This is a genomic window from Photobacterium sanguinicancri, from assembly GCF_024346675.1.
Lineage (GTDB): Bacteria > Pseudomonadota > Gammaproteobacteria > Enterobacterales > Vibrionaceae > Photobacterium > Photobacterium sanguinicancri.
This window is the reverse complement of sequence record NZ_AP024851.1, coordinates 1545314-1569858: the sequence shown is the minus strand read 5'-3', so window position 1 is coordinate 1569858 and position 24545 is coordinate 1545314. Positions and strand designations below refer to the sequence as shown.

General features: G+C 42.6%; 19 protein-coding genes. 10 read left to right on the top strand and 9 right to left on the bottom strand.

The window, feature by feature from the left end; all coding sequences use genetic code 11:
* Nucleotides 1-98 precede the first annotated feature (98 nt).
* The 4 genes from OCU87_RS23875 to OCU87_RS23860 form a co-directional block, all read right to left on the bottom strand.
* Nucleotides 99-2084, bottom strand: coding sequence for a bifunctional metallophosphatase/5'-nucleotidase (locus OCU87_RS23875; RefSeq protein ID WP_261858741.1), 1986 nt, complete (start codon nucleotides 2082-2084; stop codon nucleotides 99-101).
* Nucleotides 2085-2398: 314 nt separating this feature from the next.
* Complete coding sequence (locus OCU87_RS23870) at nucleotides 2399-5044, bottom strand: beta-N-acetylhexosaminidase (protein WP_261858740.1); 2646 nt, start codon at nucleotides 5042-5044, stop codon at nucleotides 2399-2401.
* A 377-nt stretch (nucleotides 5045-5421) separates the two neighbouring features.
* Nucleotides 5422-5871: a hypothetical protein gene (locus tag OCU87_RS23865; RefSeq protein ID WP_261858739.1), complete on the bottom strand. Its 450-nt coding sequence runs from the start codon at nucleotides 5869-5871 to the stop codon at nucleotides 5422-5424.
* Between the two features lie 39 nt (nucleotides 5872-5910).
* The gene (locus tag OCU87_RS23860; RefSeq protein WP_261858738.1) at nucleotides 5911-7866 is read right to left on the bottom strand and encodes an alkyl/aryl-sulfatase; all 1956 of its coding nucleotides are present in this window, start codon (nucleotides 7864-7866) and stop codon (nucleotides 5911-5913) included.
* A 387-nt stretch (nucleotides 7867-8253) separates the two neighbouring features.
* On the opposite strand from OCU87_RS23860, the gene OCU87_RS23855 reads away from it, so the two are divergent.
* The gene (locus OCU87_RS23855; protein WP_062692290.1) at nucleotides 8254-8742 is read left to right on the top strand and encodes a hypothetical protein; all 489 of its coding nucleotides are present in this window, start codon (nucleotides 8254-8256) and stop codon (nucleotides 8740-8742) included.
* Nucleotides 8743-8831: 89 nt separating this feature from the next.
* On the opposite strand, the gene OCU87_RS23850 is transcribed toward OCU87_RS23855, so the two are convergent.
* Nucleotides 8832-9464 carry an alpha/beta hydrolase gene (locus OCU87_RS23850; RefSeq protein WP_261858737.1) on the bottom strand — a complete coding sequence of 211 codons (633 nt, stop codon included), beginning with the start codon at nucleotides 9462-9464 and terminating at the stop codon, nucleotides 8832-8834.
* A 341-nt stretch (nucleotides 9465-9805) separates the two neighbouring features.
* Between OCU87_RS23850 and OCU87_RS23845 the strand changes: the two genes are divergently transcribed.
* Genes OCU87_RS23845 through OCU87_RS23835 form a run of 3 tightly spaced genes read left to right on the top strand, consistent with a single transcriptional unit; the run spans nucleotide 9806 to nucleotide 13444 of the window.
* On the top strand, nucleotides 9806-11206 hold the full coding sequence (locus tag OCU87_RS23845) for a paraquat-inducible protein A (protein ID WP_261858736.1): 1401 nt from the start codon (nucleotides 9806-9808) through the stop codon (nucleotides 11204-11206).
* Entirely contained in the window at nucleotides 11199-12848 is a 1650-nt protein-coding gene (pqiB, locus tag OCU87_RS23840; RefSeq protein ID WP_261858735.1) for an intermembrane transport protein PqiB, read from the top strand. The genes OCU87_RS23845 and pqiB overlap by 8 nt, the downstream gene beginning before the upstream one ends.
* Nucleotides 12848-13444 carry a PqiC family protein gene (locus OCU87_RS23835; protein ID WP_261858734.1) on the top strand — a complete coding sequence of 199 codons (597 nt, stop codon included), beginning with the start codon at nucleotides 12848-12850 and terminating at the stop codon, nucleotides 13442-13444. The genes pqiB and OCU87_RS23835 overlap by 1 nt, the downstream gene beginning before the upstream one ends.
* 73 nt (nucleotides 13445-13517) lie before the next feature.
* Here the strand turns inward: OCU87_RS23835 and OCU87_RS23830 are convergent, their stop codons facing one another.
* The gene (locus OCU87_RS23830; RefSeq protein ID WP_062692297.1) at nucleotides 13518-13730 is read right to left on the bottom strand and encodes a hypothetical protein; all 213 of its coding nucleotides are present in this window, start codon (nucleotides 13728-13730) and stop codon (nucleotides 13518-13520) included.
* A 230-nt stretch (nucleotides 13731-13960) separates the two neighbouring features.
* On the opposite strand from OCU87_RS23830, the gene OCU87_RS23825 reads away from it, so the two are divergent.
* A complete protein-coding gene (locus OCU87_RS23825) occupies nucleotides 13961-14905 on the top strand; it encodes an ROK family protein (RefSeq protein WP_261858733.1) in 945 nt (314 codons plus the stop codon).
* Nucleotides 14906-15019: 114 nt separating this feature from the next.
* Here OCU87_RS23825 and OCU87_RS23820 read toward each other — a convergent pair whose 3' ends face one another.
* Nucleotides 15020-16252, bottom strand: coding sequence for a serine/threonine protein kinase (locus OCU87_RS23820; protein WP_062692302.1), 1233 nt, complete (start codon nucleotides 16250-16252; stop codon nucleotides 15020-15022).
* Nucleotides 16253-16764: 512 nt separating this feature from the next.
* On the opposite strand from OCU87_RS23820, the gene OCU87_RS23815 reads away from it, so the two are divergent.
* Nucleotides 16765-17682, top strand: a complete 918-nt coding sequence (locus OCU87_RS23815; protein WP_261858732.1) for an AraC family transcriptional regulator — start codon at nucleotides 16765-16767, stop codon at nucleotides 17680-17682.
* Nucleotides 17683-17780: 98 nt separating this feature from the next.
* Here the strand turns inward: OCU87_RS23815 and OCU87_RS23810 are convergent, their stop codons facing one another.
* Nucleotides 17781-19247: a sodium:solute symporter family protein gene (locus OCU87_RS23810; RefSeq protein WP_062692305.1), complete on the bottom strand. Its 1467-nt coding sequence runs from the start codon at nucleotides 19245-19247 to the stop codon at nucleotides 17781-17783.
* A gap of 11 nt (nucleotides 19248-19258) precedes the next feature.
* The gene (locus tag OCU87_RS23805) at nucleotides 19259-20194 is read right to left on the bottom strand and encodes a DMT family transporter (protein WP_062692307.1); all 936 of its coding nucleotides are present in this window, start codon (nucleotides 20192-20194) and stop codon (nucleotides 19259-19261) included.
* 522 nt (nucleotides 20195-20716) lie between these two features.
* Here OCU87_RS23805 and OCU87_RS23800 point away from each other — a divergent pair.
* The 4 genes from OCU87_RS23800 (at nucleotide 20717) to OCU87_RS23785 (ending at nucleotide 24490) form a co-directional block, all read left to right on the top strand.
* Nucleotides 20717-21865 (top strand): ABC transporter substrate-binding protein, encoded by a 1149-nt coding sequence (locus OCU87_RS23800; RefSeq protein WP_062692662.1) that lies wholly within the window; start codon nucleotides 20717-20719, stop codon nucleotides 21863-21865.
* A 5-nt stretch (nucleotides 21866-21870) separates the two neighbouring features.
* On the top strand, nucleotides 21871-22911 hold the full coding sequence (locus OCU87_RS23795) for a FecCD family ABC transporter permease (RefSeq protein WP_390961083.1): 1041 nt from the start codon (nucleotides 21871-21873) through the stop codon (nucleotides 22909-22911).
* Nucleotides 22908-23669 (top strand): ABC transporter ATP-binding protein, encoded by a 762-nt coding sequence (locus OCU87_RS23790; protein WP_261858730.1) that lies wholly within the window; start codon nucleotides 22908-22910, stop codon nucleotides 23667-23669. Before OCU87_RS23795 ends, OCU87_RS23790 begins: the two co-directional genes overlap by 4 nt.
* 209 nt (nucleotides 23670-23878) lie before the next feature.
* Nucleotides 23879-24490, top strand: coding sequence for a PEP-CTERM sorting domain-containing protein (locus OCU87_RS23785; protein ID WP_261858729.1), 612 nt, complete (start codon nucleotides 23879-23881; stop codon nucleotides 24488-24490).
* Nucleotides 24491-24545: the final 55 nt, after the last annotated feature.

Here is a 24545-nt window from a genome sequence, read left to right as displayed (position 1 = left end):
TGATTTATAAAGGTTCAAATATAATAACCACTCGGATATGTATTTAATGTAAGAAAGGGCCTATCACTAGACCCTTAATATATTGGCTTACTTAGAAATTACATTGCACGTTTGAATGTAACAACTTCGTAGCTTTGTGGCGTGATCACTGGCATCTCATTGGCGATGTAGTCGATCATTGCTTGTGCATCAGTATTACAGCGGGTATTGGCTGCTTTACAGTTCGGCGCTTTATCTTCGTAGCGAACTTTGTATTTACCGTTCACTTCGTCAATATTTTTCACTTTAAAGCCCGTTAGTTTGCCATCGACATAAGCAAGGTCGACACGGTCAGAGTTTTTCTGTTGTGCTTTAAATAGTGGAGTCCAGCCATCGTTACCTGTTGCATTGTAGTTGTTCACTGCAATGTTGTAGGTTTTGTTGTCTTGTAGTGGAGTCCATGTTGGGTTGCTTGCCGTACCCGTCATAACTTCAACAAAATCTAGCTTACCGCTTTGATTCGCTTTTGTTTCAGTGAATTGGTAACGAATGTGGCCACCGTATGGGAATTTACCCGCGTGTGCACCTGCTGGTAGCGTTGCGGTAATTGTGCTTTCAATTAACGCTTTAATGTCTTTACCTTGAACGGGTACAACAGACATGAAGTTAGAGAATGGTAGCATCTCAAGGGCAACGTTACCTTCACGATATTCACCGGCTTCAATGTTCGTACGGATACCGCCAGCACCAATTAGCGCGAAATCAACGTCCATACCCGTCACGGCTTTCACTTCTGGCGTGTTAGCCCAGTAGTATTGGCCAGCTGCAATTAATACCGCAACATCTGAACCATGCTCATCAGTGCCTTTGTCACCTGGGCGGCGCTCGTGATTAATTTCTTCAGGTACCTGTGCAATCACTTTACCGTAAGCTTTATCAACTGCTGGTTTGTATTTGGAGTCGATCAGTGAGCGCATTGAGGCCTCTTCATCGGTGATGGTGATGTTGTCTTCACCTTCGATGAAATCGACTACTTTTTCACTATCAGCCGCGCTGAATTTACTGTCTGCTTCACGCATTGGCGAGTGGTAGTACTCGTCATTACTTAGCAATGTATTCAAACCAGCACAAGAGGTTACATCGCCTTGCTTGTCAAAGCTTACTTCAAGTTGACCGATTGCTTGCGCGTATTGACCTGCTTGTACAACACATGTTTGGCTATTACCGTTCGGGTTTGTCACCATTTGTGCGTAAGTGCCAGTGTGGTCGTGACCAATGTTGGTAAAATCGCCCAGTAGGGTATGTGAGTGACCACCAACAATCAGATCGATGCCATTTACTTTTGATGCAACATCAAGATCAACTGCGTTACCAATGTGCGTAACAGCAACGATGTTGTTAATGCCTTTCGCTTTTAGCATATCAACAGTTGCTTGTGATGATTCCACCATATTATGGAATTCAACTTTGCCTGTGTTTGGTGACAGGTTTGGCATGTCATCAAGCGCAATACCAAATACAGCGACTAAATCTTTGTCTGTTGGTAGGTTAGTTAGATCTTTTACTTCAACCTTGTCGTTACCATCAAATGCGAATACCACAAAAGGTTTTAGGTTCGTTTGACCTTTAAGATCTGGGTCTTTACTGATATCTACGTTTGCAGCTAGAACCGGGAAATTAATATCGCTAATGAATGTATTCAGTTTCGCGTTATTAAGGTCAAATTCGTGGTTACCTAGCGCCATAGCATCCAAGCCCATACGGCTTAGTAGCTCTGCGTTCATCGCGCCTTCATTTAATTTGAAGTATGCGCTGCCTTGCCATGCGTCACCACCGTGTAAGAACAAGAAACTGTCGTTGTTTTCAGCGGCTGCTTGTTTGTACTCTTCAGCCATAGTTTGAAGGCGAGGGTAGCCACCAAACTCATTGTAAACCAAGGTATCGTTTGCTTTAAAACTTGATTTTACAGGGTCGAAGTTTGAATGCGTGTCGTTGATATGAGCAACGGTTAGAGTGAAAGCATCGTCTGATGGTGCAGAGCTAAGCGAGCAGCCTGTAAGTGCCAATGTGATAGACATCGCGATAAGAGGCTTGGAGAACGTCATGTTGATACCTTTTTATAATTATCTGCAAAATGGATAGCCAAGAAGCGTTAACTGCCACTGCTTGAAGGTGTATCCGCGGAAATATGGGGCGAGGGCACTATATAGAAGTTGAAATGAGCAAGCAATTGCAGGAAAGTCAAACTGAGATCACGGTTAACACTTAATGTTAATATATTCACAAAAATGATAGCAAGGGCGCAGTATCACATTTATTGAGGATCTTGAGAGGGTTCTTAAATGAATCAGTGGATTAGAAAAAGACGGCACCTCTGAAGAAGTGCCGTTTGCTTATTGAATGCTTGTTTATACGTTAATTATTTAACGTTTGTTACTCGGCTAACACGTTCGCCAGTAAATGATGCTGAGCGAATTTGAACGTCACCCGTTACGTTTGGTTTGTTTGCATTGTCGTATGCAAACCATGTTTTACCACCATCTACAGAGTATTGTAGCGTTACACCTGGGAATGAAATGTTCATGCTTAGTTCGCCGTTAGCAATTTCTGCACCTGGGATTGGTAAACGGTAATCAATGCCCGCTCTTTCAAGCTTCGCTAATTCACGTTGACCCATAGTGTTTGCAAAGTTCGTCCAATCAGTAAGCTGTGCTTTCTTATTCACTAAATTTGTTTCTAGAGAATATTTAACACCCGCTTTGTATTCATTTTCCCAAGACGCTTCATGCCATGCACGCTCTGCTGCTGCGATAACACGTGGAAATACCATGTACTCATACTGTTCATCGGTACGGACTGTTTCAGACCAAAGTTGTGCAGACAGGCCGTAGAAAGGTTTCTTCGGCGTTACTGTACCTGCACTTTCAAAGCCGTTACCGTCACGATCTACTGACGTTTCTGCATTTTGAGGTAGATTTTCAGGTGCAAAACCGAACATCTTACGGGTATCGGTTGCACGCGTTGCCCAGTAGTAGCCACGTTCTTTGGCATCTACTTCGTATGGGAAGTCCATGTACACGTAATCTGGGTTAGAGATAACTACGTCATAGCCTTTTTCTGCCCACTCGTATGCAGAAGCACCACCGCCCCAGTACAGAGTGTCCCAGAAGTTTGCACGTACAGATTCAGTTGCGAATGCATCTGCATCTTCTGAGTGTTTCAGACCATCTTGCCACGCTTGGAAATGCGGAATGCCTTTATCTGCAACAATCTTAGATACTTGCTCTGCGAAATGGCTTGGAAGGTGTTCGAAATCTGCAACTTCACCGCTGGCAATCAGTGACTGGCATTGCGGTGACTTAGCAAATGGGAAATCTTGCTTAGATAAATCTAAATCGCCCTTCCATGCAATTTTTTCTTTATCGTTAATATCTTGGAAACCCGCGTGAAGTTTGATGTTTTTCGCTTCATCACCACCGAAGTGCCAAGTTGATAGAGGAACCCCCGCGGCTTTGTGCATTGCTGCTACTTCTGTGATGACTTTATCGACAAAGGTTGCAGATGAATCTAGACACGGGTTGATGAAACTTTGTTTATTGTAGAACTGAACCGTTGTTACGTTTGATTCGTCTTTTGGATCCATCAGACGGTATTGGTTCGCTTCTTCCATTTTGCCTTCAGCAGCAAGACGTGTGTAACGCGCTTCCATTGACATCACTGCTGCTCGTGAGTGAGCTGGCATATCGATTTCAGGGATCACTTCAATGTTGCGGTTTTTCGCGTATGTTAGGATTTCAACATAGTCATCTGTTGTAAAGTAACCAGAGCCAAAGTTATCTGCGTTTGCACCAGACCCTAGTTGAGGCAATAGACATGAAGTTTCTGATTCATCGAAACAACGCTGACTACCAATGTCTGTTAGTTCTGGAAGGCCAGGAATGGCTAAACGCCAACCTTCATCATCGGTAAGGTGAAGGTGCAGTTTGTTTAACTTGTATGCAGCCATTTGGTCAATAGTTGCAAGAATCGCTCCTTTTGAGTGGAAGTTACGAGCAACATCAACCATGACACCACGGTATTCGAAACGAGGTGCATCTTCTACGCTTAACGTTGGAATCTCAGAGCTATCTAAGCTGACTAACGCCAGTAAAGACTGGACGCCATAGAATGCTCCCGCTTCATCGAATGCAATAACCGTTGTTTTATCTTCTGACACATCTAGTTTGTATGCACCTGAAACGCCATCTTTAAATTGGCTCTTATTTACAGAAACAGAAACTGGATATTCACCCGCTGTTTCTAGACCGAGAAGTTCAGCACGCTGATTTAACGCCGCAAGTTGGTCGGTATTAATACCGTTAGCTGTGATAGCAATGCCGTTTTCTAAATCAACTTTCTTATAAGTTAGCGTTGTTTTTAACGGTGTTGGAATAATATGGGTAGATGCATCGATTTCTGTAACGTCTGCATTTTTTTCGAAACGCGTCTTAGCTGTTGCGACAACGTTATTATCAGCAAGCGTACGTTTTAGCTGGTTTCCAATAATTTCATCTACGTATTCTCCTGTATCTTCAGTATCTAAAGAGATGATATTACGTGCTTCAACGCCAGGTGCCGTTACGAATGCGCCCGGCATGAAGTCGGTCTCAAATAACTGCCAGTATTCAGCAACTAATGGAAGAACAACTTCTTCACCAGCCGCAAAGCCATCAAACTTATTGGTTGGTTCTAGTTTATGTAAGTCGCCCGTTACACGAGTAATTTTAAACTGATCATTTTCAACATCTAGAATTAAGCGAATGCTGTGGAAGTAAATTGTCCAATCGCTGGAATCAACTGCTTCGCCGGTGTTCGTGATTGTCATGTTTACTTTGTTACATGACGCCCATTCCGCTTGAAGTTCTTTACATGCAAGGCCGTCATCGGCGCCTTGGTTAGTAATTACTGTGTAGTTAATATCTAGGTTTTCTGCCAGTTGATTAACCGTTGATTGCTCAGATGAAATAGAAGAACAAGCAGCTAAACTTGCCATAATAACAGTAGAAAGAAGCGTTCTTTTCAACATGAATCCATTCCTGAAAATAAAGTAATTAAATTTCAAATCTGGAATTAGAATACGAAAGTTTTTTAACTTTAAAAATTAAGATGAATGAGATTTATGCTTGAAATCACAAATAATTATACATTCAGGGCTGTTTATATGAAATATTTAGATGTACGTCACCTTCTGAGAACTCTTGGTTTTTGAATTAGTTAAAGAGCGGGGCGTAGTTGTGTGACGCTGGTCTCGTTAATGTTTTGTTGCGGTATTAGATACAAATAAGATCGAGCGAGATCATGCTTTAGGCTTCAAATGACTTAATTCGCACTTAAATAAAGTTTTGCGAGGATATGAAATTAATTACCGTTATGAGTTTCGTTTTGTGCTTTCTTCTCTCTTGGTTATAGCTTAATTAGCCCCATGTTTATTGCTTGTGTAAAGGTGATTTTCTTTGATACTAGGTTGTCTAGTGCAGATTCACTTAGCATCAAGACTGCATCATCACTTGATGGTGGTTTTGAGTGGATCTTTAGGGGATTACCAGCATGATATTTGGACCATAATTGGCTGTCGACAAGATAAATATGGATGTCGTTTGGTAATTGCGTACTTCTTTTAACAAAAAGTTGTAACCACCAACTGGCACGTCGAAGTCCTGGTTGCCCTTCAAGCTTATTTGTTTGCGTTATCTGTTGCTGGCTAATGGCACGTTGTGTTGCTAATGCAATACTGAGTGAACCAGGGTAGCTTTCAGCAAAGGGATTATTGAATTGCCCATCGTAAGAGCAAGCCCAAGAGGCTGAACTTGCTCCTAATAATGAGAGTACCAATAATAGTTTTGATACTGTCATGTACACTCCATGTGTATGACTAGCTTTAGATAACTAGCACTATGGTGTAACGATATTAAACCAGAAATTAAAGGTATCTAGCATGCCAACAAAGTCCTTAAAGACTTGCTCGTTACCTTTGACTTTAATATCACCATCAGCAATGGCTTTCTCTAATGTGATATTACCTAATTGCACATCGTCGAGAGCGGCTTTGGTCAGCGTTAATGTGACATCAGGTTTGTCGGATAATTTCGTGGTGTGGTTAAGTACTGAGTTTTCAATATATAACGTGTATTTTTCATCTAAATCGGTGAAATTGATATTAATCGAGAAATTTTTGCCAACGGCTTTCTCTGGAAGTATACGCACCGCGAGATAATCGAATAGCATCTCTGGTGGCATATTTTTGATGATATCTGGCGAGGCTGTTGTCGTGCCTCCTGCACTCGGTGTGCCATTGCGTAGTTCATAGGCGCCCTGAAGGTATACAGATCGCCAAGGGCCTGATTCGGCTTGGTATCCTAACTGTTCATAAGTGTCTGCAAGTAGCATCTTGCCATTTTTACTGTCAGGGTTTGCAAAAACAACGTGCTTCATCACTTCAGCAACCCAGCGGTATTCACCTTTATCAAAGTCGGCTTTTGCTTTGCTAATCGCAGCGTCTTCACCACCCATGTATTCAACGTATTTTTGTGCGGCATCGGCGGGTGGTAGGTCATTAAGGTCGGATGGATTACCTGAATACCAGCCCATGTAGCGTTGATAGACAGCACGGCTGTTATGGCGCAACGTACCGTAATAGCCTCGGGTACTCCAGTTTTTATCCAGTGAATCAGGGAAATGGATAATCTCTGAAATTTCAGACCCGATATAGCCTTGATTCATCAAGCGTACGGTTTGATCGTGGGTGTATTTGTACATATCACGTTGTTTTTTGAAGTAATCGACAATGTCGGCTTGTCCCCACAATGGCCAATGGTGACTTTGGAACTTCACTTCTACCTCATCACCCCATGTCTCAATGGTTTCTTGGAGATAGCTGGACCACTTCAATGCATCACGTACTTGTGCGCCACGGAGAGTAAGTATGTTATGCATGGTATTGGTGCTATTTTCTGCCATCCATAATGCTTTTTTGTCGGGGAACCAAGTGTTGATCTCTGTTGGTGCCTCAGAACCTGGCGTGTATTGGAATACCATTTTAATGCCGTCGACGGTACGTTCATCGCCTGTTTTCTCAATAATGTCAGTTGGCTTAATCAGGGTTGCAAGGCCTGTAGAGGTGGTTTGACCTAAGCCGCCATTGACACCACTGAACTCATCGCGAGGGAGTAAGGCGCCATACATGTAGATAGCACGTCGGCCCATGGCATTACCGGCAATAACATTTTCTGACACCGCATGTTCAGTAAAGCCATGGGAAGCAATAATGGTGACTTTGCCATCGATGACATCTTGTTCGTTAACAATACCGCGTACACCGCCAAAATGGTCAATATGACTATGGCTGTACACTACCGCTACTACTGGTCGCTCACCAAGCTCACTGTTAATAAAATCTAATGCGGCCTTGGCGGTTTCTTGCGAAATGAGAGGGTCAAAAACAATCCAACCCGTTTTGCCTTTGATGAAGGTAATATTACTTAGATCATAGCCGCGAACCTGATAGATCCCATCGGTCACTTCAAATAAGCCATTAATCATATTGAGCTGGGCATTACGCCACAGGCTTGGGTTTACGCTATCAGGGGCCGGGTTTTCAAGGGTAATAAATTTTTTATAGGCTTCCAAGTCCCAAACAACATCCCCATTTTCGTTCTTTATTGTCACAGTATCTTGCTTGGCAATAAGGCCTCGTTGTGCATCGTCGAAGTCTTTTTTATCTTTAAAAGGGAGGGTATTTAAAACTGTTTGGTTGGCATCTATGGTGGCTTGTGTTGCGGGCTTGGGGTCAGCCGCATAGCTATTAAAAGCGATGACGGTTGTCAGCAACGCAATCGCGTAGTGCTTCATAATTCACTCCTTTGAATGAGTATGTGAGATCATAGTCAACACTAGTCAAGATTAAAGAATGTTCAAATTTTAGGCATCGGCATGCTTATCAATGCAAATACCTTGGATAAAAATCAGCAGAGGTAAGATAACGGAGGGGATCTGGATGGTGAATATCAACGCTTACTTTCACTCAGATTGACCCCCGCAGATAACGGGCTTGTTTTTTTGTCGGCAAGTAGGTCTACTTTTCTGGGGTTTTATGCAGCAATAAACGCGAGGTATCAGCCAAACCTTGAACCTCGTCACTCAATTTAACGTAAATATTGATTAATCGCATGGTTATTGGCGCATTGAGTGCATACTGTGGCCAGTGAAAGCATTTATTGAAGTAATAAGGTTACGAATATGTCTGATGTACCAGTATCTGTTGTAAGCGCGGCTGAAGTAATCCAACCCGTAGCGGAGTCTTCAGGTTCAATTTGGGGATATGTAGCAGGCGGTGTTGCCTTACTTGTCCTAGCTGGTTTCTTTGGCTATAAAAAAATTAATAAGCCAGCATTCATTATCAGTCAGGTACGTAAAAGAAACCTGAAAGAAATGAAAAAACAAGGTGTTGAAAGTTCTGAATTTTCAATTGATCTAGATAAGCTACTTGATTCAGTACTTAACTACGCGAACGCGAACAACAAAACCGGTAATGATGTTGTTAAAATCATTAGCCCACTGAATAACGCGGATCGCATCAAAAATCCAAGTGATATGTACAAAGCAATGATCCATATTGCGAATGAAATGAATGATGTATCGCTTGCGCGTGAATTCAAGAATAAATCTAAAATGGTTAAAGCAAGTTCACCTTTAATGGCTGGCCTGCTAAAGCGTGCGGGTATCTAAGCCTCGCATTTACATTGCTGATTTAATACAGAAACCACTGGTTATTCGCCAGTGGTTTTTTTATGTTCATGGATTAGTAAAGAAAGCCGTTACTGAATCAATGACGTTGTTAAAACATTATATTGTTCTATTTCTTCTCTGGTCATCCAATGTATGTCATTAGCTGGCGCAGCATCTAGCGTGTACCAGTAAAAATCAGGGTTAATGTTTATTTCCTGATAGTAATCTAAATATGGCTGGTGTTCTTCATGGCTACGAGGAAGATCTTTGCCAGACTGCCCACTTGAATCTGACCAACTATGCACGCCGATTTTAGGCAGTGCATCATCGGCGGTGCGCTGAGTGCCTGCCAGGAATAAATCAGTCCCCCCGCTTGCGATCATGGCACTGTTAACAAGATGTGTGGCAATGCCATTTTGATGGATTTCTGCTGATAGCAGTAGGTTGATCTCATCATCTGCGCTGCCTGGAATACTTAGTATGTTGAAGGTAGCCACAGAAGGGAATTGTGTGCGCATATCATCAAAGGCATCTAATGACCCAGAGCAAATAACACCTTCAAGCGTTGCTTCGTTTACGCTTGTTACCGTAAAGGTCAGAGGTTTATCTCCTTCAAGTTCAGAATAACTGCATTGTGATGTAAATGTATTTGGGTCGTTGGTTGTAGTGTTACAACCGACGAGTAGCAAGCTTAAACTGATCGCGATACTTAAATTTTTCATACCATCCCTGTTATTTATAGATTTCTATCCATGTACTTAACAAATTATTGCAGTATTTGCACCCTAATTGAAAGGTGTTTTTTGTAAATGATATTGCAGTAGGAAAGGCGTATATTTTGGTAGGATAATTTTGATAGGTGATTTAAAAATAAACTGATACATTCTGCAAAAACATGCTGATATGCAAGCTTGATCACTGTAATGAGCTGGTCACTTTCTTCATCGGTGCGGTAAATGCACATCATATGGGAGTCAGTGCAAACCTTTTAGCAAAGTGCTACAAATGTACTGAACAAATCTTTTCTATAATAAGATCACTTATTTATCATATAGGGTAAGTCATGACTTATCGTTTTACGACAGAGGCCAAAATCGCTTGCGAAGAATGTGGGCTCGTCATGTCTGTTCCCGTGCTAGACGAAGGCGAAAAAGCAACATGCCCACGTTGTCATCATGGCGTGGTGAAACAGATTAACCAGCCGTTTCAGCGTCCCATGGCTTTTGGTATAGCTACGCTCGTGATGTTAGCGCTAAGTGTCAGTTTTCCCTTTATGTCGTTTAGTGTGCAAGGGTTAAATCAAAACATCACTTTGTTGCACGCGGCATTCATGCTTCAACACTTTGAAAATAGCTTACTGGCATTATTGTTACTGCTGACTGTCGTGATTTTGCCGGGGTGCTATATCGTGATGGTGATGTATTTGTATCGTCAATCTGCCCATATTCAGAAGGGAACCTTCTATCACGCAAATAAGAATACGGTAAAGCGTGTGGCGAGGTTACTTTTTCATATTGAACCTTGGCTCATGGTTGACGTTTTTTTGATTGGCGTATTAGTGAGCTTAATTAAAATAGCATCGCTAGCCGATGTGGGCTTAGGCATGTCCTTTTGGGCATTCTGTATTTACACTGGCTTGGTTGTTAAGTTTGTTTCTATGGTCGATAGGACGTGGTTATGGCATCAAATAGAGCCTTTACAACCATTAGCTGGAGTGAACGAAGGCGATAGCCATATCTCGGGTAATCATGAAAGCTGCCATTTGTGCGCTCAGCTGAACCCGCCAGTTAACAATGCGCCCCCTCAAGATTCCAATCAACACAAACCGCCTAAATGTCATCGTTGTGGTAGCCGATTACATCCGTACGATCCAACGCGTACTCTGCAGCGATCGTGGGCGTTATTGCTGACCTCTATGGTGTTTTATATTCCCGCGAACCTATATCCCATGATGTATACCGTGAGCTTAGGGCAAACCGAAGGCTCAACAATCATGGGAGGGGTCGTATTGTTGTGGAAATTAGGATCTTATCCCATTGCGTTTGTGATCTTTTTTGCCAGCGTGATTATTCCACTCGCAAAAATGATGGCTTTGATATGGTTGTTTATTCATGCTCAGCGCGGCAATGAAAGTTCCGCTCAACAAGCGATTCAAAGTTTGAAAATTTACCGGATGACTGAATTTATTGGCCGTTGGTCGATGATAGATATTTTTGTGGTTGCTATCTTAGTGGCACTGGTTCAACTACATAATTTGATGGCGATTTTCCCTGGGCCTGCGGCATTATCTTTTGCGGCTGTAGTGGTATTTACCATGCTATCAGCCATGAGCTTTGATCCTCGTGTTTTTTGGACACAAAGTTCAAAATCCAAGATGCCACAGGCATCTTCTACTTCTGATATTCCAAGCAATGGCAATAATGATGTGTTATTGCCTTTCAATGAGAACAAGCACTATGAGTGATAACAAGCCAACACAGGCTGAAGTACAAAAAACAAAGCAGTTTTCAACCATCTGGCTCGTACCGCTTGTGGCTGTAGCCATTGGTATTTGGATGTTGATTCAATTTGTTGGCAGTAAAGGACCAACAGTCACGCTAACTTTGAAAACCGCAGAAGGGATTGAAGTTGGTAAAACAGAAATTAAATCGCTCAATGTAAAAGTGGGAGTGATCACTAGCGTAAAATTAAGTGATGATTATACCTACATCACCGCTACTGCACAGATGAACAAAGATGCAGCCCGTATGCTGAAAGACGATACTTTGTTTTGGGTAGTGAAGCCGCGTATTGGCAAAGAGGGGATCTCTGGTTTAGATACTTTGCTTTCTGGCGCTTATTTGGAACTTCAACCTGGCCGCGCAGACAAAGAGAAATTGGATTTTACCGTGTTAGATACGCCTCCCGTTGCTCCGCCTGATACGAAGGGACTTCGCATTGTCTTAACGCACCGAGAAGCGGGTAAGCTAAGCATTACTGATCCTGTATTATATGAGGGTTTCACGGTTGGGCGAGTGGAAAAAGTCAGCTTTGATCCTGCAACTAAAAAAGCAAACTACCAACTATTTATTTTTCAGCCTTACGACAGCTTGATCCGTAAACATACTAAATTTTGGCTAAGCTCTGGTGTCGATTTACAAATGTCAGCGGAAGGGTTTAATTTGAAAATTGGCTCAGTAGAGTCGTTGATCACTGGCGGGGTGAGCTTCCGTGTTCCTAAAGGTGCCGAGCCGGGTGAGCAAGTCACAGAACAGCAAAAGCATTTCAAACTGTATAACAACTTCAAGCAAGTTAGAGAGCGTATTTTTGATCAATATTTAGAATACGTGATGATGTTTGATGAATCTGTCCGTGGGTTAAATGTAGGTGCACCCGTTGAGTATCGTGGCATCCGCATTGGTACCGTGAAGAAAGTGCCGCTGAATTTGCCATCAAAAGAGCAGGGTTTTTCTACCAAACAGATCCCTGTATTAGTGCGAATAGAGTTAGGCAGAGTCTATAAAAATATTGGCGCGTCTGATTTGCAAGCGCTGAAACTGAGCCTGACGAATGAGTTTGATCAAGGCTTACGTGCCACATTGAAAACGGGAAGTTTTTTAACGGGAGCGCTGTTTATTGATACCGAGGTGTATGAAAAAGCAGATAAGTACCCAGTTAAGCATTACGAGCAATACGACATATTCCCAACCCAAGCTGGTGGTTTTGCTGAGATCCAAAAGCAAGTGACAACCTTATTGGACAAATTCAATGATTTGCCGTTAGAGGAAACATTAGGTTCGCTTAATAACAGCCTAATGGCTTCCCAGAAAACACTGCGTTCAGCGCAAAGTGTAGCGGATTCGTTGAATAGCATTCTTGAACAAAAAGACACGAAAGCAATTCCGGCTGATGTGCGTAAGAGCTTGCAAGATATTCAAACTACATTGAATGGTTTTGGTCCAGATGCTGCGCCGTATCAGAATTTAGAGCAAGCTATTGCACGATTTGAAAATGTATTAGCAGAACTAGAACCAGTATTGCGACAATTGAACGAAAAGCCAAATTCGTTAATTTTCAGTAGTGAACAAGCAAAAGATCCTGTTCCAGCAGCAAAAGGACAAGAATAATGAAAACATGGTTCGTCGGTGGAATAGCAGCGGTCGCATTACTCTCTGGGTGCAGTAGTCAGTCAGAGGTGACACGCTCGACCTATTTACTGCCACCAATATCAAATTCTTTGATAGCAGCTAGTCCAATACCGCAAGGGCAATCACAAGCATTGCTGGTGGTGCGCCCTGTTGAAATGGCGGCTCACTTAGCAGGCATGGGATTGGTGTATCAAGTAAGTGATACTGAAATCGTCCAAGCGCAGCAAAATACCTGGGCCGACAGCATTACACAGCAATTAACGCGGCGTATCACAGCGGATCTACGTGCTAAGCAAAAACGGTATTGGCCAAGTGAGTTAACGCCTGCGATGTCATCAGCGGGGCAAGCAAAGCTGCAAGTTAAATTCACTCAGTTTAATGGTCGATATACAGGGAATGCTGAGTTAATGGGGGAGTATTTGGTGATAGATAAAGACGGTAAACTGCAAGGCGTTTACCCTTTTAAACTGCAAGTGCCGTTGGCGCAATCTGGCTACGATGCACAAGTAAATGCGCTATCACAAGGTGTTGATCAGCTGACAACACAGATTGCTCAACGGTTAATAACAAAGTAAACATACAATGATTATTGCGTGTTTATGATTTGAAGCAGCCCGAATGACCCGCGTTCAAGCGCAGTAGTATGGGTTAAGGTTTCATACGGTAATACCCATTTATCCAGCACTCTGGTAATTCTTCTCCAGAAGGAAACGCCAGTTGCTGTTTATCAATCGCAACAGGGTCTGCAAGATCTTCTCCTGATTGATATTGCACGGTAACGTGTTGGGTAAATGGGTTTATTAAAGACGACATATCAACGACATCGACTAAATCCCCAGTACGCATTTCTTTCAGAAACATAACATTGCCCCTATCTTTCATTGTTGCAAACAGAATGCTAATAACCAGATTATGGACATCTTGGTAATCGCATCTCGTTGTACCCCTAATTATGGTTGATTTCTGTCTAACCGCGACTTCTTACTTTCTTTCATTTTCTGAGGGTCTTACCTCAATAAGCCTATATATCAACAAAGAGGCTAAGGTCACGGTTTTCATTACTATTTTCAGATTATTGTTTGTGATTGTTTATGCTGAATAAATCAGTGAACTATGGCGGTGACAAGATGCAGAGCTTTGATTGGGGTATTGATCTTGGTGGCACGAAAATAGAGTGTGCGGTGCTAGCAAAAAACACTGGTCAGTGTGTGTTAAGACAGCGAATAGCAACAGAGCGAGAGCAAGGTTATAACCATATTCTTACGCAGATCCAGCGGCTTGTTCATCGTTGTTCAGAGGAGGTTGGTACATACCCTGAACGCATTGGTTTTGGTACGCCAGGTACGTTAGACCCTAGCACTCATTTGATGAAAAACTGTAATTCTACCGTGTTAAATGGACAGCCGTTAGATACCGATTTACAGCAATTACTGGGTGTGAAAGTCGTACTGGCCAATGACGCAAACTGTTTTGCATTGGCTGAGTCTCGGCTAGGTATTGTACCTGTGGTGAACCCACATGCCGAAGTCGTGTTTGGTATTATCATGGGGACAGGTGTCGGTGCAGGGATTGTTGTCAATGGCAAAGTGCTGCAAGGGTGTCATGGTATTGCGGGTGAATGGGGACATAACGTTTTGGATCCAACCGGCAAACAGTGTTATTGCGGTAAACAGGGATGTGTTGAAACGGTCTTATCAGGGCCAGGATTGGAAGCGTATTATCATCAACTATCTGGCATTGAGTGTGGTTTACCCGATATTGTTTATCGAGCAGAGCAACAAGAGCAAGCGGCACAACAAACTTTAGATAGGCTCGTCTCCCAATTTGGGTTAGCCGTCGCGGCTATCATTAATGTGCTAGATCCGGATGTGATTGTGGTTGGTGGCGGTGTAGGTAATATTGAGTATCTTTACCAGCATGCAGAGCAAGCGATCTTGCCACACTTATTTAACCCAAAGTTAGCAACACGGATTGTAAAGCCAGCCTTAGGAGATAGTGCAGGGGTGTTTGGGGCTGCCATGCTCGTCGCAAACTGAGCTTACTTGGTTATTCTAAGTTTAGCTGTACACCTTTGTTAGCGTTATCTCCAGACGATAAAAAATGGCTTCCGAAGAAGCCATTATCACCACGTTTTAACTAGTAAATGACGACTAGTATTCCCAGTGCTCAATACTGTGAGCGCCAGTGAATTGGTTTGCAAAGTAATCTTCACAAGTACCTTCACGCCATACATCGGCTGTTGCACAGTGTAGGCCGCCACCAAATGCGTAAGCATCGCGTAGGTCGACAGGAATAACATCAAAGCCAAGCTTATCAAATTGTTCCATTTGTCCTTTTTCAGACGCTTCCACACACACGGTTTTATGGTCAAGAATCAAGGTATTCATTGATAGCCATGTGCTTGAGTAACATAGTGGTGGTGGGTTATCCCATGCAGGGCTAACTGCTTCAACGATTTCCCAATCATTCTTCTCAAAGATTTCACGTTGGCCTTTGAACAGTGGACGGTTAGGGTTAAGCAGCATCAGTCCTGGACGTAGCGGACAGAAGGTTGCATCAATATGGATAGGGTGGTTATCTTCAAAGCTTAGAGTATGTACACGGTAGCCTTGAGCTTCATATTTACGTTTAATCCAGCGAATACCAGCAAGGTTAGTGGTTAAGCCGTGTTGAACGAAGATGTCTTTACCCAAGCGCATTACGTCAGCAGCATCAAATAGAATGTCTGTTTCTTTGGTGCTGTACTCTTTACGAAGTGAGCGCTCCATGGTTTCTTCGTCAGAAAGGTATTCGTATGCTGCAACATAGTCCATACGGAAGCTATCATCAGATAGACGTGGGCGTGGTGCTTGCTCAATCATACATTGGTTGTCTGATTCGAAGTATTCACGTAGAAGATCAACGTATGCTAGGTACTCAAAGTAACGGCTACGGAAGCTCATTGGTGCCATTAGAATGCTTTTACCCATGGTAAGTAAGCAGTCACGAGGTGGCATAACACCGAAACCAGAGCTGATTGAGAAATCAGGCGTGGTAATACGTTCGTTCCAATCTACCGCTCCTGGGCGGTCAACTGTTATTCCGCGTGTTTCTAATATTTTTGCAAAACCATTTAGGCATTCATTTGCACGGTCGATAGACTCTTGAGTACGACGACCTGCTTTACTGCCACGCATTGGTGAGTCAGCTGGGATTTTTTCATTACTTGCAGGGCAAGCTTCTGGAATATGTTGGTTATCTGCAATACCTACAATAACATGGCGTAGTGGATCGAAATCATTATAAGATTCAACATGAAGGCCTTGGCGAACATAAGGGACACCAGAATCTTTTCTTTCTAGAGGGTGAGAGGCATTTGGATATAGGTCGTTAGAAACACTCATTGCAAAATCTCCAATAACATAATAATGAAATTATATTTTAATTGCTGATAAATAATCCTTTAGGCAGAGCGAAAATAATAAACAAATAAGCCTTAAGGTATTCAATTAGGTGTAACGTTTAGTTTGATGAGCTATTTAATGTTGCTCTTCAATGACATTAATATCTCTCTAATCGCAGGCTGATAATAGTGAATTGATGCTGATGAATGACGTTTTTCTGCCGACGTGCCGATAATTTTAAATTTGACTATAAATATGCTATTCGTATTGATGCTTCTAACTACAAAAAATCACATGTTGACGATATGCATTTTTTGTTAAAGTTATTGCTTTGCGAAAACACTGGGAAATCCTTGTTGAGCGAAATATTACTTCAATAATTGTCGTCAATAATTATCGTGGATATCACATTATGTAGATAATCTGGTTGAATATCACATTTCTAATTGCGATGCCTTGGTGTTTATTTATCTATTGAGTAAATATGAGGGGTACAACGAGGAGGTACGAACATGTGTCAACGTGTTATCGCAAATACACCAAAGTTCCTTATGTTTGATTTACAAAAAGTAGAAGAAACCGAACATATGATCTTTGGTGCGGACTATATACTGATCCGCCCAAGAACCTCAGGGTGTACGCTCCATTTAGCGAATACTCACTATCGGTTAAGGGCCTGCCAACTAGTGCTTTTAGCACCATTTAACCCATTTAGGCTAACCTTGGAATCAAACCATCAAGCGGGCATAACAGATTGTGATGTATTGCATTTTCGTTTAAATGCACTGGGACAGACGTTTGTTGATAGCGTACAGTTTAAAACGATTAAGACCATGCTAGAAGAGTCACGGCGAGGGTTGTTGTTTGAAGGGATTCATAATAATACGATTCATGCCTTGCTCAACCATATGGAAAATACCTTTGATTTCTCTCAGGTATTGAATCTACTCGGACTATTAGAAAAACTATCGCAACTTTCACCGCAACGCTATCTTATTGATAACTCATTTGAAGTTAGCAATATAAAGCGAACAGAAACCCGCGTTCAAATGGTCCAAGATTACATTGCTAAAAATTTGGCAGAAACACTTTCTGTTACTATGTTAGCAGATAAGCTCCATATGGCAGATAGTACATTTTCTCGATTTTTCCATGCAAATTTAGGGATTACATTTCGACAATATTTAATAGAACAACGTGTACGCCAAGCTGCTCGTTATTTAGTCTCGACGGATTGGACAATTGCACGTATTGGATCTGAAGTTGGTTTTTCATCACTTTCTAATTTCAATGCTAAATTTAAATGTTTACTGCGTGTGACGCCAAGAGAGTATCGTTCTAACCATGTAGATATGCGGGAAAATATAGAAAGTAGCAAAGCTATTGAAGGGCAGTTACAAAAACAATTAGCAGATGTGACTATTGGTTGAAGTCGAAAATATAAATAAGAGATATTTATTTATAAAATAAGAAAACGCTATCATTACTGATAGCGTTTTATTTTTACAGTTAATAGTAAAGCTGAACATTATGAATGACTTGATGATATTGAAACAATATCTTCTTGATGACTAAAAGCTTTAGCCGTAATCCAGTAAGTTGAGCATGCTAATACCGATGAATAAAGAGGAGCTTCAACCCAGCCAAAATCAAAATACAAGAAGAATATGAGCCCTGTAAGAAAACCTACAACTATTGATGACAGTGCTGCGTAGATATTCGCCGGAATGAAATGCGCTAATAGAGTTGGGGCAACAAGGGCGGCCATTAGGGTACCTGATCCTAAAATAGCCAGCATAGATAGCATAAAAGGTGGTGCATAAATCATGGCGAAAAAGCCTGTAGCACCGAGTAACCACACAGAGGAACGGTTGAGTATGAGTAAGGCTTTATCTGATAAGCGGCAATTAGGCCAAATGGCTTGGCGTAAATCATGTGAAACCGAACCTGCGATGGCATGCAGGACAGAGTTTGCTGTAGATTTCATAGCAAACAAAATAAAGAGTGTGACAACGGCTGAAACTGATGGTGAAAGGAATTGAGCAAGAAAAACAGGCATTGCTTGATCAGGGTTTTCAAGACCAGGCACTTTTAAGCGAGTGTATAAACCTGCGAGTGGTACAAGGCTGAGTAAACACGCAATCGGTGTCATGTAAGCGGCGACATGGTGTAGCTTAGTGGTCTTGGCGAGTGCCATAAAACGAACTGACATATAAGGTAGAGTGGCGCTGTAGATAAAGGCGTAAGGTAAAACCATAAATACGTGCCAAGGGGTTGAGCCGTAAGGCCCTGAGTTGTCGGGCGCTAACAGGTGCGGGTCTATGGCATTTAACCCTGTGATCAATTCACTGGGTGATAAGTCCGCGAAAATAGTCACCACAATAATTAAAGCCGATACACACATCCCTATCACCATAAAGGCATCGGTAAATGCAACGGCCGCTAATCCACCAATTGAGGTATAAAGAATGATGATACCGACCATAAGCAGTGAAGCACTCTGATCATCAATCCCTAACCATTGGCCAGCCAATAAACCAAGCGCTTTTATCTGACCAACTAAAAATACCATTAAGAGTAAAATTGTAATAACAGCCGCAAAAGCCTGTGTGAAGCGTTTTGCAGATTCAGGTCCTTGATGACTACGTGCAATATATTCTGGAATGGTTAGGCTGCCCACAGATTGTGCTTTCTGGTGAAGAAAGCGTGCGCAGAACAGTACAGCAAACACCATGGCTGGCGCGAAAAAAAAGTTACCGAGTAATTCGATTGCACCATATTTGTAGGCAACACCGGGCGAGCCCATAAAGCCCCACCCAGAAAATCCTGTTGCGACAATGGTGGCCGCACCAATGAAAGGACCTAGGCAGTTGGCGGCTAGTAAAAAGCCGCCCTCACCTTTACGCGTTTTCATGATGCGGTTACTAAACAGTGCGAGTCCAACCATGATGATCACCGTCACCAAGAGCAGTACCCAATTCAATGAGGTGATCATAGTCGTTATCCTTAACCGTTAACTGATGCGTTTTTCATAGAAGCACGTTTTTTTGCCATGCTTATGACGATTTCGCCCATACCACCACCGATGACTAAGATGCCACCGACTGTTTGCAACATGGTGAGTGACTCACCAAACATGGCGATACCAATACCTGCGCCCACGACGGTTTCAAGGTAAGAGACACAGGCTAGTTCAGCGGCTTTCAAGTGCTTGGCTGCAATGGTGAGTAGCGTAAGGGCACCAAAGCCAATGAAGAAGCCCATTGCGAGTAGCCATACCCAAGAAGAGGCATCCATTTCTGCCAGTGATGGCGGATTAACCATGAAGCAAATTGCGATAGCAAGTGCGCCAGAGGTAAAGTTGAAGAAAGAGCGAGAATCAGAACTTACATCGGTGCGGTAGCGGCTAAAGAATAGGTATAAACCGTAACCAAAACCAGACGCTAACCCGAGCATATCGCCAATGAAGGTCTCTTTAGAGAAAGACAAAGACATGGTTAAACCGCTGGTTGCATCGTAACTGATGATCCCTATGATAAATAAACACCCAATGAAGACGGCGGTCAGTAAGCCGCCAGTGAGCGCCGATATTTTTTCTTTGAGGAACACAGCCGCTAGGATGGTGGAAAAGACTGGACCTGTGTAGATGAGGAAAACTGCGTTAGCGAGTGTAGTGTATTGGGTTGATGATACATACGCCGCTAAACATAGCCCCAAGCATGCGCCGCTTAGAACAACAGTGGGTGAAAGTTTGGTGGCTTTAATCAGGTGTATTTTGCCTTGATGGTACATGAGGGCAAAAATACAGATTGCTCCAACTGTCATTCGCGTAAAAGCGATAACATCGCCGCTGGTGTTGATATTCCTTGCAAAAAGTCCCACACAGCCCATGAGTGCCGCTGAGACGATCATGGTTGTGTAGCCCAATGTTTTGGTGTTCATGACTTGCTCCTTTGATTAATATCATTAGGCTGGTCGCAAAGCATTCCACCACCGGTGATCTGGTAATAGCCATAAATACCAGCTACAACCACACATAGTACAAGATTTGCCACTATAAACGCATCGACTGACCAATATCCTGTTAGCATTTTCGTTCCCTATTTCAAGGTCTTATAGCAACACCCACCTGTATACGGGTTTACGTGTTGTGATTGCATTTAATACTGATTGATAGGAGGGGGGATAACTAGCCGAAACCTGCCGTTAACTTGCTAATTGCTGCTCGACAGAATAAAAGTGTGAGCAAGCATAGATACGAATTGAGACATGCCTATATGCAATTGTTTTACAGCGGTGGTGGTAGTCATTATGTTGGGACCATGTTGACGGGCTGTGTCATAAAGGAGTGAAAGGGGATCTTTTGCGAAGACTAATATTGCAATAAATGGCATTTATAACAATAACCGTTCTCATTATTATTCGTGAATAAAATTCCCTCGAAGGATATTCACTTTGCTCAACATAACTAAAACAATACTTACTATCGCGGTTGGCTCGCTGTTTTCTACTTCAACTTTCGCTGCTGATTACCCTATAACCGTTACCGATGTCGCAGGAAGGACCGTCACTTTTGAGCATCAACCTGAACATATCGCGTTATCCTCTGCTCGTGTCTTCCCGTTATTAGAAATTATTTACCAGCAAGATGCAGCGAAGCATCTTGTCGCAGCACGTGATGACATGCGCATGTCTGCCCCGAGCATGTATGCAAACTATCTTGAGCAGTATCCATCACTGGATACTGTGCCTGTTATTGGCAAAATTAAATCAGGGGAGTTTGATACCGAGCGCTTCATTAATCTGAAACCCAAACCGGACCTTTTTATCGTTGATGTTTCTAATATCAAGCTGGCACAAGAGAAAGGCTTACTAGAAAAACTTGAGCACGCTGGTATCAAAACCCTCGCGATTGATTTTCGTGAAAACCCACTAGAAAATACGGTTAAATCGGTTGAAGTAGTTGCGAATGCGGTTAATCGTGCAGAAAAAGGTCACGATTTTGCCAATTATTACAACCAGCATGTTGCCGCAATAAAGCACACATTAGATCAACACCCTGAAGCAACAACCAAGCGTGTTTTCATCGAACGTGCAGCGGGTTATGAAGCATCGTGTTGCCGTACATTTGCCACGGGCAATATGGGCGCATACATTCCTTTCTTAAAGGCTACCAACATTGCAATCAAGCCGTTGAAAGGGGCGAATACTGGACAAATGTCACCAGAAACCGTGATTACGGCACAGCCTGATGTTTATATCATGCAGACAACGGGCTGGATCAATAAAGATGGTCAACCTACACATGGGATTCCACTGGGTTATCAGCCAAATGAAGAAGCGATTCAGAAAGCGACACAAGGTTTAATGGACCGTAGTTGGTTGAAAGCGTTAACGGCTTATCAAAATAACGATGTGTATTCTATTTACATGCCGTTCTATAACTCGCCATACAACTTGGTCGCAATGGAATACTTCGCTAAGTGGCTGCATCCTGAAGTCTTCACTGCCTTAGATCCAGAAAAGACATTTGAAGAAATGAACCTAAAATTTGGTGATCGCCACGTTAGCGGTCTGTTTGGTCAAAACAACGCAGAGGCAATGACGAAGTGAATGCCTTGCAACTTGAGTTAAACGCTCATCTTGCTCGCAATAATAAAAAGAAGGTTGCGTTAGCAGCCTTTTTTATTCTGAGCATAGTGTGCGTGATTGCTGATGTATTCATTGGCTCACAGGGACTGGCCTTCACCGAAGTCATTCAAGCTATTTTCGATCCAAGTCATAGCGCGATAGCCAGCAAAATCATTGTTTGGGACATTCGAATGCCAATGTCGCTGATGGCACCGTTTGTCGGTGGTGCGCTCGCCTTGGCTGGTGCCCAAATGCAGACCACATTGAATAACCCTTTAGCTGACCCCTATACTTTCGGTGTCTCTGCAGCTGCTGGGTTTGGTGCATCTTTAGTGATCACCAATGTTGTGGCGATCCCTTTTATCCCCGAGCAATACCAAATCGCTGTCATGGCATTTGTGATGTGCCTTCTGACAACCTTGCTTATTGCTGGCATATCCTCAGCGAAAAGAGTCTCGATTGAAGGCGTGATGCTATTTGGTGTCGCCGTCATGTTTGCTTACGATAGCCTGTTGACCATGATGCAGTACATCGCCAGTGAGACACAGTTGCAAACCTTAGTCTTTTGGCAAATGGGCTCGTTAGACCGTGGTAGTTGGGAGAAAATAGGCATATTGGCAATTGTGCTACCGATTGTCTTGGTCATCATGATGAAAGATGCATGGCGCTTATCGAGCCTAAAAATAGGTACTGAACGTGCAGAAGCCATGGGAATTAATGTTAAGGCGCTACGGATGAAAACCTTATTCTTAGTGTCTGTGATCACGTCGCTCTCTGTGTCTTTCGTCGGTGCGGTTGGTTTTGTTGGTTTAGTGGCACCGCATATTGCACGGATGGTATTGGGCGAAGATCAGCGCTTCTTCTTACCGGCATCTTTTCTGGTCGGTGCGGTTTTGTTGGAATTAGCGTCCATTGCAAGTAAAGCCATTATGCCGGGGATTATTTTGCCACTGACCGTCGTGATGTCGATTGTGGGGATCCCGTTCTTTATCTTTTTGATTATCAAGAAAGGAGGGCGTTTCGGATGAGTCTAACGATTAGCCAAGTATCGGTATCCTTTGGTAAGCAAACAGTCTTAAATAACCTCACTATTCCCACCATCATGGATGGAGAAATGGTGGCTCTCATTGGTAAGAATGGGGCAGGAAAATCGACGTTATTGCGCCAAATGACCACCTTGCTACGTCAGCAGTTACCGCATCAGTCTCAGCAAATTCAGTATTGTGATCGGCCTTTAACCTTGGATGATATTGGTTACTTACCGCAGGATCATCGTATCAGTGCCAGTATTACTGTGATTGAGTTATTGATCACCACGCTCAATCTTGACTCGACGTCGTTAATGGCGAAAAAAGACAGTGCACGAAAGGGATTAATTCTTTTAGAAGAGATGGGGATCCTGCATTTAGCGAATAAAAACTGTGTTGATTTATCGGGTGGTGAAAGCCAAATGGTTGGGTTAGCACAAGCGATTATCAATCGTCCTAGAGTTTTGTTGTTAGATGAACCTACATCGGCACTGGATATGCAAAACCAGTTACGTTTGCTTAACTATGTTCAGCACTATGCTAAAACCTGTAATGCCTGCGTATTAATGGTGATCCACGATTTGAACCTCGCAATTCAATATGCCGATAAAATTGCGGCCTTGCATCGGGGCGAGTTGTTCGCGTTTGATAACCCAAGTAACGCCATTACCTCGCAATTGATTTGGGATCTTTTTGATGTTGATTCCCACATCATCACGGTTGATCAGCGACCCGTGGTTGTCATGAAAAGCCACTAGTTTTTACTGATATAAAATAAAGCACGCCCCATTTTTGGTGGCGTGCTTTTTTGTACAATGACAATAGATTCTTTTATATGAGAAAGTGTCAGTATTTTTTACAAAACATTTGATGATTGTGAATTTAACGATATAACTTATTGTTTGATAGGCTTATTTTTTTTGGAACGGATTTTGCTTTTGTTAGGTATCTGCCAAGGAGGTATCTAATGAAATTACCGAATACGAAAAACACTTCAATTGTCTCTAAAATATTCAAAGCATTATCAATGTCTTTGTTCTTTGTGTCCTTTCTTAATGTGTCATTTGTGAATGCAACAACACTGACTGTTGATTTTCCTTCTGAGGATGCAACGGTTGTTGGTAGTGTTGGTACCATCACTCCTGGTGAGTTTGGTTACTTTTGGTCAATGTCTCGTGGTGACAGTATTAGCGAAACTTTTTCGGGGACAGGGTTTCATGCTATCGATCAATTAGCACTAGATTTTGAGGTAACCCAAAATGTCTTGAATAGTGGTGCTTCAACACTTTGGGATGTGTTTGTAAATAATGTGTTGGTGGGGGGATGGTCATGGTTAGATACCGATGGCGTTGGCTCAGTCAATGAGCTATACAGTTTTGCCCCTATTATTGGCGTAGGAACATATGATATTCGAATGGAGGTAACAAATGAGGTTGGTAGTGGCCTTGGTTCCATTGCTATTGGTTATCCTGGCTCTGCGACATTGACGAGTGTTCCTGAGCCCGCTTCTATTTCGATGATATTACTTACGCTTGCTGGCTTTGGTTTTGCCCGAAAAAATGTAAAGCATCGCTTTTAAAGGACATTCTCAGTATGTGATGAAGTCAGAGCAGCAATGTTCTGGCTTTTATTAT

Bases quoted from the DNA above. Each gene is read 5' to 3' on its own strand.
- OCU87_RS23870 (WP_261858740.1), bottom strand. From the start codon at position 5,044: ATGTTGAAAAGAACGCTTCTTTCTACTGTTATTATGGCAAGTTTAGCT.
- OCU87_RS23875 (WP_261858741.1), bottom strand. From the start codon at position 2,084: ATGACGTTCTCCAAGCCTCTTATCGCGATGTCTATCACATTGGCACTT.
- pqiB (WP_261858735.1), top strand. From the start codon at position 11,199: ATGAGTGATAACAAGCCAACACAGGCTGAAGTACAAAAAACAAAGCAG.
- OCU87_RS23785 (WP_261858729.1), top strand. From the start codon at position 23,879: ATGAAATTACCGAATACGAAAAACACTTCAATTGTCTCTAAAATATTC.
- OCU87_RS23825 (WP_261858733.1), top strand. From the start codon at position 13,961: ATGCTGAATAAATCAGTGAACTATGGCGGTGACAAGATGCAGAGCTTT.
- OCU87_RS23855 (WP_062692290.1), top strand. From the start codon at position 8,254: ATGTCTGATGTACCAGTATCTGTTGTAAGCGCGGCTGAAGTAATCCAA.
- OCU87_RS23810 (WP_062692305.1), bottom strand. From the start codon at position 19,247: ATGATCACCTCATTGAATTGGGTACTGCTCTTGGTGACGGTGATCATC.
- OCU87_RS23820 (WP_062692302.1), bottom strand. From the start codon at position 16,252: ATGAGTGTTTCTAACGACCTATATCCAAATGCCTCTCACCCTCTAGAA.
- OCU87_RS23850 (WP_261858737.1), bottom strand. From the start codon at position 9,464: ATGAAAAATTTAAGTATCGCGATCAGTTTAAGCTTGCTACTCGTCGGT.
- OCU87_RS23835 (WP_261858734.1), top strand. From the start codon at position 12,848: ATGAAAACATGGTTCGTCGGTGGAATAGCAGCGGTCGCATTACTCTCT.
- OCU87_RS23830 (WP_062692297.1), bottom strand. From the start codon at position 13,730: ATGTTTCTGAAAGAAATGCGTACTGGGGATTTAGTCGATGTCGTTGAT.
- OCU87_RS23815 (WP_261858732.1), top strand. From the start codon at position 16,765: ATGTGTCAACGTGTTATCGCAAATACACCAAAGTTCCTTATGTTTGAT.
- OCU87_RS23805 (WP_062692307.1), bottom strand. From the start codon at position 20,194: ATGAACACCAAAACATTGGGCTACACAACCATGATCGTCTCAGCGGCA.
- OCU87_RS23860 (WP_261858738.1), bottom strand. From the start codon at position 7,866: ATGAAGCACTACGCGATTGCGTTGCTGACAACCGTCATCGCTTTTAAT.
- OCU87_RS23790 (WP_261858730.1), top strand. From the start codon at position 22,908: ATGAGTCTAACGATTAGCCAAGTATCGGTATCCTTTGGTAAGCAAACA.
- OCU87_RS23845 (WP_261858736.1), top strand. From the start codon at position 9,806: ATGACTTATCGTTTTACGACAGAGGCCAAAATCGCTTGCGAAGAATGT.
- OCU87_RS23865 (WP_261858739.1), bottom strand. From the start codon at position 5,871: ATGACAGTATCAAAACTATTATTGGTACTCTCATTATTAGGAGCAAGT.